Origin of the sequence: Sphingobacterium daejeonense, from assembly GCF_901472535.1 — a bacterium.
GTDB lineage: Bacteria > Bacteroidota > Bacteroidia > Sphingobacteriales > Sphingobacteriaceae > Sphingobacterium > Sphingobacterium daejeonense.
In genome coordinates, this window is record NZ_LR590470.1 from 2212654 (window position 1) to 2225368 (window position 12715).

Genomic DNA, 12715 nt, shown 5'->3' on the forward strand with positions numbered 1-12715 from the left:
GCTAAATCCTAACTTTTCTATATGCTTAAAACATTCGTAAGTCGTCCCGTTTTAGCTACCGTTGTTTCTATTATATTGGTGATTCTGGGTTTGGTAGGAATGAAACTACTTCCAGTAACCAGGTTCCCGGAAATTGCACCACCTAGTGTTGTTGTATCCTTAAGTTACCCTGGTGCGACCGCAGAAACTGTAGCTGCCTCTGTATTGTTGCCTATTGAAGAGGCAATCAACGGGGTGGAGAACATGACGTATATCAGGTCTACAGCATCCAATTCAGGATCTGGTAGTGTAACTGTATATTTTAAAACAGGAACAAATCCTGATGTAGCTTCTGTAAATGTTCAGACGAGGATTTCTAAAGCAATATCAGCTATTCCAGCAGAGGTTAACGAAGCTGGTATTACCACGATGCCTCGGCAGAGTGGTGTTATCATGACCATCAATATCTTTTCAAATCAGAAAGATTCGGTTTATGATGAAACATTCCTACAAGCGTTTGCTCAAATTAACTTAATGCGTCCATTATTACGTGTTGATGGTGTGGCGCAGGTTTCCAGGTTGGGTGCTCGTGATTATGCGATGCGGGTATGGTTAAATCCAGAAAAACTTGCTTTATATAATTTGGTACCTAAGGATATATCTGATGCCATCAAGGATCAAAACTTTGAGATTGCTCCAGGTAAATTTGGTGAGACTTCTGACGAAGCTTTCGAAACTGTGATTAAACACAAGGGTAGGTTCAGCCAACCCGAGGAATTCCAAAATATTGTAATCAAGACTAATAAAGATGGTTCGGTACTCTACTTGAAGGATGTCGCCCGGGTTGAGTTTGGTGCGACAAACTTGAACTCGGATAATAAAGTGGATGGAAAACCAGGACTTACCTTAAACTTGACCCAAACCAGTGGATCCAACGCCCATGATATTGACGTTGCCGTTCGAAAGGTTTTGGAAGAACAAAAGAGATATTTCCCTAAAGGAATTGATTATGATATTACCTATTCAGTACGTGATCAGATTGATCAATCTATAGATCAGGTAAAACACACCTTATTTGAAGCATTTATATTAGTATTTATCATTGTATTTATTTTCCTTCAGGATTTTAGATCCACTTTGATTCCTGCTATTGCCATTCCGGTGTCCTTGATAGGTACATTCTTTTTCCTTTCGTTGTTTGGGTTCTCGTTGAATGTCTTGACGATGTTTGCCCTGGTGCTCGCCATTGGTATTGTGGTCGATGATGCGATTGTCGTCGTCGAGGCCATACACCATAAAATGCATGCAACCGGTCAGAAACCTAGGCAAGCTACCTTATCAACGATGTCAGAAATTACAGGAGCTATTCTTTCCATTACGATGGTTATGGCTGCGGTATTCTTACCGGTAGGATTTATGGAAGGACCAGCGGGTATTTTCTATCGACAGTTTGCTTATACTTTGGCAACAGCAATTTTGATTTCAGCATTAAATGCCTTGACATTAAGTCCGGCCTTATGTGCCTTGCTGTTAAAACCACCTCATGATGAGAAAGAGGTTGGTAAAAAGAAAAATAAGTTCAAATACCTATAAGGATAGATTCTTTACGGCTTTCAATACTTCGTTTGATAGGTTTACAGATAAATATATTATCGGAGTAAAGAAATTAATCAAGAACCAAAAAGTTGCATGGGCTGGATTGGCTGTTATTACCGCAATTGGAGCATTCTTAATGATGAAATCTCCAAAATCATTTATTCCAACGGAAGATGATGGTTTTGTGACTTACAATATTGCGATGCCTGCTGGTGCTTCATTGGCCTAGGACAACTGAAGTTCTGAAGAAAGCGGATAGTATCTTAAGAAGGCATAAAGACATCGAGGGAATGACTTCGGTATCGGGGTATAATGCTTTGGATCAAAGTTCAAGTCCGGCTTTTGCTGCAGGATATATTACAATGGTGCCACATGCTGACCGTAAGGAAATCAAAAATATCCAGGATTTTATGGATACGGTTAGAAATGATCTTTCCCAATTGCATGAAGCTACATTTACCGTTTTTCCAAGGCCAACTGTTCAAGGTTTCGGTGATTTTGCCGGGATAGAGATGGTACTACAGGATCGATTAGGTGGTGACATTCGTGATTTCAATGTGTTGGCGGATACTTTTATCAACCAATTGAATGAACTTCCAGAAATTGGAAATGCTTATACGAGTTTTTAAATCGACCTTTCCACAATATGAAGTCAATATTGATGTCGTAAAAGCTAAGTCGTTGGGTGTGAGTATCAATAGCTTGATGTCAACCATACGTTTATACTTTGCTAGGGTACAGGCATCCGATTTTAGTAGGTTTGGTAGACAATATCGTGTTTATGTACAATCAGATTTTGATTTCCGTACGGATCCAGAATCATTCAGTTCAATTTTTGTAAGAAATGATGCCGGTAAAATGGTTCCAATTAATACGATCGTCACCTTGAATAAGATTGTAGGACCAGAAACTATTACGAGGTACAATTTGTACAATGCCATTGTTGTAAATGCAGAACCAGCAAAAGGATACAGTACCGGAGATGCCATGGCTGCCATTGAACAATTTGCTGAAGAAAAGCTGCCGGGTAATATCGGTTATGAATGGACAGGTATGAGTTTGGAAGAGAGCCAATCCGGTTTCTCAGACCGTATTGATCTTTGCATTAAGTATCTTATTTGTTTACTTCTTGCTTGCTGCACAGTATGAAAGTTATATCCTTCCATGGGCGGTTTTATTATCCATTCCTGTGGGATTGATTGGAGTATATGCGACCATTGGTTTGGTTGGACTTCAAAACAATATTTACGTGCAGGTCGGATTGATTATGCTTATTGGTCTCTTGGCGAAGAATGCAATTTTGATTGTGGAGTTTGCCGTGCAGGAGCGTGATAAAGGACTGAGTATAGTGGATGCGGCCATCAATGGAGCGAAGTTAAGGTTACGTCCGATTTTGATGACCAGTTTAGCCTTTGTAGCCGGATTGATTCCGTTGATGTGGACAGTAGGTCCTTCAGCAATCGGTAACCATTCAATCAGTTTTAGCGCTGCTGGTGGTATGTTGTTCGGGGTAACATTCGGTATTTTCATAATACCAGTGCTTTTCGTTGTATTCAAGACCTTAGACGAAAAAGTGCGCAATAAAATTAGAACTGAAGAAGAAGAAGAATAAAATTCATGAATAAGAAATCAATATTAAGGGTTTTAATCGGATGTTTATGTGCTGCATTCTTTATGGTGCAGGGCTGTAAAGTTGGACAGAAATACCAACAGCCTGATTTGAACATGCCTGAGAAATTTAGAGGCGATACCTTGGCTTACTTTGGAGATACTTCAAGTATAAGTCAAATATCTTGGAAAGAATTCTTCCATGATCCTACATTAAAGGATTTAATAGACTCAGCGCTTGCAAATAATTATGATATGCAAACCGCTTTAAAGAACATAGAAATTGCAAATAAATGGGTTAGGCAAAATAAATGGAACTATTTTCCAGAAGTTGATGCAACAATTGCCAGTGCCAATAAGCAATATCGTTCAAAAGAGTTTGGTTCTGGACCATCCACAAGATGGTACGACAGAAAAGGTACAAAAGCGCCCAGAAAACATGTTTACCTATCTCTCTCAGTTTGGAACTGAAATTGGATTCAGTTGGGAAATCGATATTTGGGGCAAGATTGGAAACGCGAGAGAGCAGTTAACAGCTGAATATTTGAATACCCAAGAAGCAAAGAATGCAATTCAAACCAATCTAATTGCTAGTGTTGCCAAAGGTTATTTTAATCTATTGATGCTGGATGCAAAAATCGAAGTTGCAAAAAGAAACGTCTTGTTGAATGACAGTACATTGCAAAATGATCAAACTGCAGTATGAGGCTGGTGAAATCACGGCATTGGCAATCCAACAGACGGAGTCTCAAAGATTGATTGCTGCTTCCCTAGTTCCTGAACTGGAAAAGGAAATCGTCCTTCAGGAGAATGCTTTAAGGATTTTGATCGGAGAAATGCCTGATTCGGTTAGTAGAGGTACAAGTTTTGAGCACCTTTTTGCAGAGAATAAGGATATTTCCTTGGGCTCTCCCTTAGAAATAATTAGAAAATAGACCTGATGTAAGAGGAGCAGAGTGGGGATTAGTAGCTGCTAATGCAAATGCAAACATTAAGCAAGCTATGAGATACCCTTCATTATCGTTAGAAGGTGTTTTCGGAGTCAATTCCATGCTTCCAAAAAATTGGTTCTCCATTCCAGGATCTTTATTGGGTGGAATTGGTGGTAGTTTGACAGCTCCAATCTTTAAAAACAAAACTTTGAAAACAGAGTGGGAGGTTGCTAAACTAGAAAGAGATAAAGCAGAAATCGATTTTCAAAAGACTGTTCTAGAAGCCGTTAGCGAAGTTTCCGATGCGGTTGTAACGGTTGAAAAATTGAGAGAGCAGTTAGAATTTGCAAGATTGAGAGTCGAAAACTCTGAAAAAGCGGTAAGAAATGCCAGTCTATTGTTTAAGGGTGGTTATGCTACTTATTTAGAAGTTATCACTGCCCAAGGGAATGCCCTTGACTCTGACCTTGCACTTGTAGAATTAAGACAAGAACACCTTGAATCCTATGTGGATTTATATAGATCCCTAGGTGGAGGATGGAGATAAAAGATTAACACAACAAACAGACTTCACAGTATCATTATGATACATTTCCATCGTTCTTAACTTTATCCGAAAAAGTAAAGAACAAAAATGAATGGGTCGGTCTTCGAAAGAATTCCGACTCATTTGCTTTTAGATTATTAGATGTGAGATATGGGAAATGAGATGTGAGATGGAAAGTTCTTATGTCTAATGTCTTTTGTCTAATGTCTTAAGACTTAAGTCTACTGACTATTCCTTATCTTTACCGAACCAAACCAGTAATCATTTACTGCGAAAAACATTATTAACAATTAACCTGAATACCATTCATAAATGGAGAAATATTTTATTTTTTTAGTATTAGCGTTGATAACAGAAATAATCGGGACTGTTTCAGGTTTCGGGTCATCTATTCTGTTTGTACCGACGGCTTCTTTATTCTTTGATTTTAAAGCTGTATTAGGAATAACAGCAGTTTTTCATGTGTTCAGCAATATCTCGAAAATCACCTTATTTCGAAAGGGGATCAATAAAAATATTGCTATCAAATTAGGAATACCGGCTGTATTGTTCGTGATCATTGGCGCATTATTAACCAAATATGTGCCTGTAAAGGAGATGGAATTGGGAATGAATATTTTAATAGCCTGCTTAGCGATATTCCTGCTCTTCAGATTTAATAAGCCTTTGAAGCAAACGAGCCAAAACCTGTATTTAGGTGGTGCAATTTCAGGATTCTTTGCCGGTCTTGTAGGGACGGGGGGAGCCATTAGGGGAATCACATTGGCGGCTTTTAATTTGCCCAAAGATATTTTTATTGCAACCTCTGCATTGATTGATCTTGGAGTAGACTTAAGCAGGGCTGTAATTTATGTTTCTCAAGGCTATTTTCCCAAGGAATATATCAGCTTAATCCCTTTTTTGATCATTGTCAGTATTCTTGGTAGTTATCTGGGCAAAATAATATTAAAATATACCTCAGAGAAAGTCTTTAAATACATTGTGTTGGGAGTAGTTATCCTAACGTCAATATTTCAATTTATCAATTACTTCTCAAGTTCAGCCAACACTTAATTACCTCAAGTTAGGTCTACTCGTTAAAGGAGAAAAAGACCACGGAATTGAACTGAGGATAATCAATGTGATCCATATATATCTTTTCCAAAGGTATCTGAACCCATTTTGATTTATTTTAGATTTAACAGTTAGGGTGAAAATATTGATTAACAGCACAGCTAAGGTCATCATGGACATATGTTCCAGACCAAAAAAACGAAGCTGTCTATTTTTTAGACCGGACCCTATATCGGACCAAAAACCAATAACCAACGGACTGTTCAAATATAAAAGCCAACCTAATACAAATTGGATATTATAGATAAAAGTAAAAACGATCACAAGTTGGTAGTGTTTGATCTGGAAGATTGTATTGTTGCGTTGGTTAATGTAGAGCCAAATCAATTGTGAAACGAGCGCAAATAATACAGCCCAACGATAATAGGAGTGGAAAATCAAAAAATAATGATACACAGTTTTCGCTTAAGTAAATGATGCTAAAATTACATACGAATATGTAAATTAGTGGCGTTTTACCATTGGAAAATTTGATAACATGAAAAAATTGACTTTAATATTAGGAATCGCTTTAACAGTATTATTTACAACTACTAATTCGGAGACTTTTGCGCAGACAAAAAAGCCAAATCCAGAATTAGATAGCCTTGCTAAACCCTATCATCCTGAAGCTGACGCGCAAAAAGATATCGATAGTTTAGTGGTATTGGCACAAAAAGAAAATAAAAACATAATCGTGCAAGCTGGTGGGAATTGGTGTATTTGGTGCTTAAGATTCAATAACTATATCCACGAAAATAAAAAAATTGCAGGTGTATTGAATGATAACTTCGTGTATTATCACCTTAACTTTTCCCCTGAAAACAAAAACGAAGCTGTATTCAATAAGTATGCACCAGGTAAAGGACAAGAATACGGATATCCATTTTTTATAGTATTAGATAAAAATGGGAAAGTCCTAACAACACGTGAAAGCGGAAATCTAGAAGCAGGCAAAGGATATGACGAAACAAAAGTCCTCACATTTTTTAATGAATGGTTGCCAAAAAAATAAAATGTTTTAAATGAGAAAAGCAGTGTAGAAACACTGCTTTTTATATTTTTTTGAAGTATTAAATCAAAGGCTTTAGATTATTGCTTTGATAATAATCAATCTTGTGCTGAAACATTTCAGCCATTCTAGATCCTTGCCATTTTGCGCGGTCTGCTTTTTCACCTTGAAAATAATGATCAACAGTTTCAGAAAATAATCCTATCCAATGGTCGAAATGTTCCTTGCTGACCGGTAATTTTGCATGCGGTGGAAAAGGGCTACCGTAATAAGTGTGTTGCTCTAAAAGAACAGTTTGCCAAAATCTATACATTTTCTCTAAATGCTCTGGCCATCTGTCTTGAATTACCCCATTGAAAATCGGACCTAACAATTCATCTTCACGTATGCGGTCATAAAAATTATTTACAATCAATTTTATGTCCTCTATATTCTCGATATCCCTTTTTTTGCTCTCCATATCATTAATTGTTAATTTTTCCTTTACCTAACCAAGATACTATCACCTGAAATAAGTCCAATTGCTAAATCATGGACAGTACTATTTTCAAGCATAGTCTTTAAATCAGTTCTGATCTGCACAAAGCTATGATGCATAGGACAAGGTTTGGATGCATTGCATTCTTTTAAACCTAATGCACAACCTGTAAAAATCTTATCTCCATCAACAGCTTTAACGATATCTGCCAAGGTGGTATTTTGGATTTGCAAATAGTCCATTTCGAAACCGCCAAATGGTCCTTTGATGGAATGTAGGATTTTGTGTTTTGTCAATAATCCTAGCACCTTGGCTGTAAAGGCTTCTGGGGTTCCTGTATGTTCTGCAACAGCTCCAATTTTCACTCTATTGCCATCCATAGATTGCGTAGCAATATAGATGATAGCTTTTATCCCATGTTCACAAGCTTTAGAAAACATATTCTGATATATTTATTGTAAAGATACGGACAATTTTTAATTTAAGACAATGTTGTCTTAAATTGGTTTAATGATTAGTTGATTCTAGGATATGGCATATAATCATCTTCATAATGATTCCAAATGATGTTAGCTATTTTTCGGGTCAGATTTTCGGCTTCATTTTCATTCGTCCAGCTTCTATCTTTATTATTCTTAGTAAGGATGGTAAACACAAAATCTCCATGGGGAGCATTTACTAATACTATTTCTCCACGTGCATCATCCAATGATCCTGTCTTACTAATCATATTAATTATCGCTGGAAATTGTGATAATGACCGTTCATTATAAAATTGGTTCTTTAAAAATCTATACATTTTATCTGAATGCTCAGACGAAACTACCTTTCCTTCTCTGATCAATTCGAAAAGTTTAGACATTTCTCTCGGCGTCGTTTGTCCCCAACCATATTTTTTCCATATTTCTTCTCTACCTGGAGTTCGAGAGTTTACTTTCGTGTTTTTTAACCCCAACTCATCCAAAATGGGATTGATAGTCTGGCCGCCACCTGCAAGCTCCTGACACCAAATGGAAGTGACATTGTCACTATAACTCAGCATCAGTCCGATTAGAGTTGCTAAATCTGTTTCGGTGCTATCCTTGAAAAACTGCATTAAACCAGATCCGCCGTATGCTCTAGATTCACGGTATAGAAATTTTTGATCCAATCTTAGTTCGCCATTTTTTATCTTTTGGAATACACCTACCAACAATGGAACTTTTACTATACTGGCAGTAGGGAATATACTATCGGCATGGATTGCAACTTCTTTGTTTTTCTTGAGATGTTTAACATATACCCCGATGTCTCCCTGAAAACCTTCAATTGCTTGATTTATTTTTTGTTCTAGACTTTTATCTGTTTTCTGGGCGTTTACGTTTGAGATAATTAATAAAAATATAATGCTAAGGCTAAGTAGTTTTTTCATAGATAAAATTTATTTTTATTGTAAATCGAATTTAAGAAATAAAGGATGGAAATTTCTGGTCATAAGGATTTATTTATGGTTGTGATCGGTGGAAAACCTGAAGGAAGGTATACCGAGCAGCACGATGTATTTTTTGGAATAGGCGATGGGCTCAAAGATTTAGTACCAAGCATGTATGAATTTTGGCCAGCATTAGAGGGCCGAATGCATATAGATTCTTGGAGAAAGGTAAGCCAGATAGGAGATTATAAAATTCAGATTAATACTCTGAGCAATCAAAGACAGAGTCAAGAGAAAAGGTTGTACTTTGTTAATTTGGGCGGTTACAAACCAAATGATATGGAAGAATATCACTACAAACAAGTGGTTGTAGCTGGAAGTCTTGCAGAAGCGACAAAGTTAGCTAAGGAATCTGTTTTTTGGAAGCATCATGAATCTTCGCATATTGATGATAAATATGGAATTGACGTAGATGATATCTATGAAGTTTCAGATCTTTTGAGTCCAAAATTCAAAGAAAATTATCAGATTGACATAATTGAAAACCCAGGAATAAAAGAAGATTCGTTAGAAGTGGGGTATTTAAAAATAACTAAGTTATTGTCGGAAAAGTAAAAAGCAGGATTAATATCCTGCTGTAAATCTTTTTTGAACAAATTTGTTGTTTTCAATTTCATCGACCACGGCAACAGCTAAGTCTTCGACTGATATTCTAGAACGACCTTCATGATCGAAAACGGGATGGTCTGTTCCTGTTCTATATTTACCTGTTCTTGTACCAGAGGTTGAAGGGTTCATTTCAATTGAAGGGCTAAAAAATGTCCAATCTAATTCATCTTCTCTTTGAATTACTTCATAAAAATCAGCTGCGGCCAATGCTCCAGGTTTAAATTCTTTAGGAAAGTCAGCACCATCAACGATACGTTGGTCATCTTTATCCAATAGGCTGCCAGCTCCACCGACAACGAGAAACCTCTTGATATCAGCCTCTTTCACCGCTTCTAAAATATGTCTTGAACCTTCTGTGAAATCATCATATAGGTTAGGATTTGTCCAGCCAGCATTATATGCAGAGATAACAGCATCAGAACCTTTGATAGCACTAGCTACTCTGTTTGGTTCATTGATGTCCATTTGTACAGCAATGACATTGGGTTTATCCTTAATAGAATCTACATCTCTTGCAATAGCAGTTACTTCAATGTTTCGGTTTAAAAGTTCGTTTAATATGTGTGAGCCTACAAATCCTGTTGCTCCAATCAATGCTACCTTCATGAATTAAAGTTTAAATGAAAAAAAAACAGATTAGAAATATCGACATTACATCTAATTTCTAATCTGTTTAAAATACAATTTTATATTAAAATTGTTTAACTAGAATTTTTTACTGCTTCAGTGATTCACCTTTATTTTGCTTGAATTTAGCGTATGAATCCATGATATAAGCTGTCAAATCTTCTTTTGAAGCTTGTTTGATAAACTCATAACTTGGCCGATATCCATCCTTAAAAAGTAACAATTCTTGTTTTTCAATCGGTATCAATGAAAGAATCAAATCATCCGTAAATACGCGGTTTACATTTCGCTGCTCTCTTTCCAACTCCAAGATTTCAATTGACGATCGAGCTTGTTTAGCCTCTTTTCCGAATAAACGAGAAGGGGAGATTCTCAATCCACCTTTAGTAGAGCTGGTTTCTACTGCTTTACTATTGTTGATTGCTCTTTCTATTTCTCTCGTCAATCGACTATCTGTAATTCTCGAAACCACCACTTCATCGATGGTAATTGTACTTTTGTCGTTTACCAAATAAATTCTGTTGACACCTTCTTGATAGATAAAAGCAGTATCACGGTCATAGCCTTGGACCATCAAACTTAAGTAATCGTTCAGCTGGCCAGGTATGGTGAAATTCCCTTGCATATCTGTTTTTACTTCTTGATTTGTCCTTAGGTTTTTGATTTGAACGTCCGGCAATTTCTTGCTGGTTTCCAAATCATAAACTATTCCCTTAATCTCCTGGCCTAAAGAAATAGTTATGCTGCTGAAAAGCAACATAACCATTAAAAATATATTCTTATTTAAATTCATATTTATTTTGATGTCCATACATTATTATCTGGATTGATGTCCGGATAAACATTGTCTGGATCTATTTTAACGCTTGTAAGCTTCTCGGTAGTATTCAATGCAAACTTCCAGGTTGCATTTCTTTCCCAAACTTCTACAGGCAATTTTTTGCGTACTTTTTTACCACTGGCAGTTGTTGCTTCAATAACTACAGGCATGGCCATTTTCTGAAGATTGGCTATCGTTATTACTGAACCTTTTGTAGGATCTAGTTCTGTATAACTAACATCGGTAATTGCTTGATCCAAGGACCAGTTGTTCAAAAACCAACCTCTCCAAAACCAATTAAGACTCTCTCCGGTTTCATTTTCGATTGTTCTGAAGAAATCATCTGGAGTAGGGTGTTTGTATGCCCAATAGTCTATATATTTTCTAAAAGCAGCATCGAAACGCTCAGGACCCAATACCTCATCTCTTAATAAGCGAAGCGCAAATCCTGGTTTATAATATGCTAATAGACCAATGTTTCTTTCTTTCATGCCTTGTGGCGTAGTCAAGATTGGTTCAAGAGCAGGGTGCATTAAGGCTTTTGCCATGGCATTGCGATCACCCATTCTTCTGAAGTACTCACCATTATTGAAAGCCTCAGTAGAAAGATCATTGATAAAGGTATTGAAACCTTCATCCATCCATGCATACAAACGTTCATTGGAACCAACAATCATTGGAAACCAAATATGTCCGAATTCATGGTCCGTTACACCCCCATAAACTACCAGCCTTAGCTCTGCTACCACAAAAAACAATTGCAGGATATTCCATACCGCCAACGTTTGATGCAACGTTGATCGCTACAGGATAAGGATAGTCCATCCATTTCTTCGAATAATACTCAATGGATGCTTTGGTATATTCCGTTGATCTTTCCCAAGCATTTCCACCATTGCTTTCTTTTGGATAAGCTGAAAGTGCCAAAGCTTTTTTGCCGCTCACTAAATTGATCTGAGCACCATCGATAATAAATGCCTTGGAGGAAGCCCAAGCTACGTCTCTTGCATTTTCTAGCCTATATTTCCAAGTTAATGTGCTTTTATTTGGCCTTGAATTCTTGTTTGTAACTTCATCTTGTGAACGGATGATAACGGTCTTGTCGCTGGATTTAGCTTTATTATATCGGTCTAGTTGTTCTTTAGTCCAAACCTCCTCAGGATTCAACAATTCACCGCCCAAAACTACGATATGATTAGCCGGTGCTGTTACTTCAACATTGAAGTCGCCATACTCCATGTAAAATTCACCTGGTCCTGTATAAGGAAGTGCATTCCAACCCATTATATCATCGTAAACTGATACTTTAGGATACCATTGAGCGATAGCATAAATATCACCATTTTCTGTCGGTAAGATACCAGTACGGTCAGCACCATATTGAGGCACGATATACGAGAAATCCATGCTTAACTCAACTTTTCCTCCTTTTGCTGCCAATGGAGTAGGAAGGTCGATTCGCATTCTTGTATCATTGATACTATACTTCACATCTTTGCCAGCACCTGTGACATTGGAGATAGTATATCCACCATCAAAATCAGAACCTGCATCACCATATCGACTATTGGTCAATGGCACGACAGCTTGACCAATGGATTCTTGGCTGAACATGTTTTGCTCCAATTGAAGCCAAATAAAGCCCAATTCATCAGGACTATTATTCGTATAGTGGATTTTTACAGTACCTTTTACTTCGTGAGTCTTATCGTCCAGACTTACTTTGATATCATAGCTTGCTGCGTTTTGCCAATATTGATTACCTGGTTTTCCAGATGCCGAACGATAGACATTACCATTGTTCTTGTAAAATATTGGACTAAAAGCCTCCTTATAATCATAGACACTTTCGGATTTTTGGGTTTGGGCGAAGGTGCCTTCAGAAATACCTATCTGTGCCAATAATAGACCTAAGGTAATCTTGAAAATAGATTTATTCATACT

General features: G+C 37.1%; 18 protein-coding genes and 1 pseudogene. 12 read left to right on the plus strand and 7 right to left on the minus strand.

Annotated features, from left to right (window positions below):
- The first annotated feature begins 21 nt into the window (after positions 1 to 21).
- The 11 genes and pseudogenes from FGL31_RS27830 to FGL31_RS10590 all read left to right on the plus strand — a co-directional run bounded on the left by FGL31_RS27830 (position 22) and on the right by FGL31_RS10590 (position 6769).
- Positions 22 to 1572: an efflux RND transporter permease subunit gene (locus FGL31_RS27830; RefSeq protein WP_262709090.1), complete on the plus strand. Its 1551-nt coding sequence runs from the start codon at positions 22 to 24 to the stop codon at positions 1570 to 1572.
- A complete protein-coding gene (locus tag FGL31_RS27835) occupies positions 1523 to 1804 on the plus strand; it encodes an efflux RND transporter permease subunit (RefSeq protein WP_262709091.1) in 282 nt (93 codons plus the stop codon). The genes FGL31_RS27830 and FGL31_RS27835 overlap by 50 nt, the downstream gene beginning before the upstream one ends.
- Positions 1788 to 2204, plus strand: a complete 417-nt coding sequence (locus FGL31_RS27840; protein ID WP_262709092.1) for an efflux RND transporter permease subunit — start codon at positions 1788 to 1790, stop codon at positions 2202 to 2204. Before FGL31_RS27835 ends, FGL31_RS27840 begins: the two co-directional genes overlap by 17 nt.
- Positions 2164 to 2724 (plus strand): efflux RND transporter permease subunit, encoded by a 561-nt coding sequence (locus FGL31_RS27845; protein ID WP_262709093.1) that lies wholly within the window; start codon positions 2164 to 2166, stop codon positions 2722 to 2724. Before FGL31_RS27840 ends, FGL31_RS27845 begins: the two co-directional genes overlap by 41 nt.
- The gene (locus tag FGL31_RS27850) at positions 2705 to 3187 is read left to right on the plus strand and encodes an efflux RND transporter permease subunit (protein WP_262709094.1); all 483 of its coding nucleotides are present in this window, start codon (positions 2705 to 2707) and stop codon (positions 3185 to 3187) included. Before FGL31_RS27845 ends, FGL31_RS27850 begins: the two co-directional genes overlap by 20 nt.
- Positions 3188 to 3192: 5 nt before the next feature.
- Complete coding sequence (locus tag FGL31_RS27855; RefSeq protein ID WP_262709095.1) at positions 3193 to 3654, plus strand: efflux transporter outer membrane subunit; 462 nt, start codon at positions 3193 to 3195, stop codon at positions 3652 to 3654.
- Entirely contained in the window at positions 3623 to 3889 is a 267-nt protein-coding gene (locus tag FGL31_RS27860) for a TolC family protein (protein ID WP_262709096.1), read from the plus strand. The genes FGL31_RS27855 and FGL31_RS27860 overlap by 32 nt, the downstream gene beginning before the upstream one ends.
- Positions 3870 to 4118 (plus strand): hypothetical protein, encoded by a 249-nt coding sequence (locus FGL31_RS25375; protein ID WP_232046613.1) that lies wholly within the window; start codon positions 3870 to 3872, stop codon positions 4116 to 4118. The genes FGL31_RS27860 and FGL31_RS25375 overlap by 20 nt, the downstream gene beginning before the upstream one ends.
- Before the next feature lie 49 nt (positions 4119 to 4167).
- Positions 4168 to 4662, plus strand: a pseudogene (locus tag FGL31_RS25380) (TolC family protein); the annotation flags it as partial.
- 312 nt (positions 4663 to 4974) lie between these two features.
- Entirely contained in the window at positions 4975 to 5715 is a 741-nt protein-coding gene (locus tag FGL31_RS10585; RefSeq protein ID WP_138091303.1) for a sulfite exporter TauE/SafE family protein, read from the plus strand.
- Between the two features lie 538 nt (positions 5716 to 6253).
- On the plus strand, positions 6254 to 6769 hold the full coding sequence (locus FGL31_RS10590; protein WP_138091305.1) for a thioredoxin family protein: 516 nt from the start codon (positions 6254 to 6256) through the stop codon (positions 6767 to 6769).
- Between the two features lie 58 nt (positions 6770 to 6827).
- Here the strand turns inward: FGL31_RS10590 and FGL31_RS10595 are convergent, their stop codons facing one another.
- The 3 genes from FGL31_RS10595 to FGL31_RS10605 all read right to left on the minus strand — a co-directional run bounded on the left by FGL31_RS10595 (position 6828) and on the right by FGL31_RS10605 (position 8655).
- Positions 6828 to 7226 carry a group III truncated hemoglobin gene (locus FGL31_RS10595; protein ID WP_138091307.1) on the minus strand — a complete coding sequence of 133 codons (399 nt, stop codon included), beginning with the start codon at positions 7224 to 7226 and terminating at the stop codon, positions 6828 to 6830.
- 23 nt (positions 7227 to 7249) lie between these two features.
- Positions 7250 to 7684, minus strand: coding sequence for an RrF2 family transcriptional regulator (locus FGL31_RS10600; RefSeq protein ID WP_099372255.1), 435 nt, complete (start codon positions 7682 to 7684; stop codon positions 7250 to 7252).
- A 74-nt stretch (positions 7685 to 7758) separates the two neighbouring features.
- Entirely contained in the window at positions 7759 to 8655 is an 897-nt protein-coding gene (locus tag FGL31_RS10605) for a serine hydrolase (protein WP_138091309.1), read from the minus strand.
- A gap of 45 nt (positions 8656 to 8700) precedes the next feature.
- On the opposite strand from FGL31_RS10605, the gene FGL31_RS10610 reads away from it, so the two are divergent.
- Complete coding sequence (locus FGL31_RS10610) at positions 8701 to 9270, plus strand: DUF1543 domain-containing protein (RefSeq protein ID WP_138091311.1); 570 nt, start codon at positions 8701 to 8703, stop codon at positions 9268 to 9270.
- 9 nt (positions 9271 to 9279) lie between these two features.
- Here FGL31_RS10610 and FGL31_RS10615 read toward each other — a convergent pair whose 3' ends face one another.
- The 4 genes from FGL31_RS10615 to FGL31_RS25390 all read right to left on the minus strand — a co-directional run bounded on the left by FGL31_RS10615 (position 9280) and on the right by FGL31_RS25390 (position 12712).
- Positions 9280 to 9930, minus strand: coding sequence for an NAD(P)-dependent oxidoreductase (locus tag FGL31_RS10615; RefSeq protein WP_138091313.1), 651 nt, complete (start codon positions 9928 to 9930; stop codon positions 9280 to 9282).
- Between the two features lie 109 nt (positions 9931 to 10039).
- Entirely contained in the window at positions 10040 to 10762 is a 723-nt protein-coding gene (locus FGL31_RS10620) for a peptidase associated/transthyretin-like domain-containing protein (RefSeq protein ID WP_138091315.1), read from the minus strand.
- The gene (locus tag FGL31_RS25385) at positions 10747 to 11520 is read right to left on the minus strand and encodes a M1 family aminopeptidase (protein ID WP_232046615.1); all 774 of its coding nucleotides are present in this window, start codon (positions 11518 to 11520) and stop codon (positions 10747 to 10749) included. Before FGL31_RS25385 ends, FGL31_RS10620 begins: the two co-directional genes overlap by 16 nt.
- Positions 11471 to 12712 (minus strand): gluzincin family metallopeptidase, encoded by a 1242-nt coding sequence (locus FGL31_RS25390; protein ID WP_232046617.1) that lies wholly within the window; start codon positions 12710 to 12712, stop codon positions 11471 to 11473. The genes FGL31_RS25385 and FGL31_RS25390 overlap by 50 nt, the downstream gene beginning before the upstream one ends.
- Positions 12713 to 12715 lie beyond the last annotated feature (3 nt).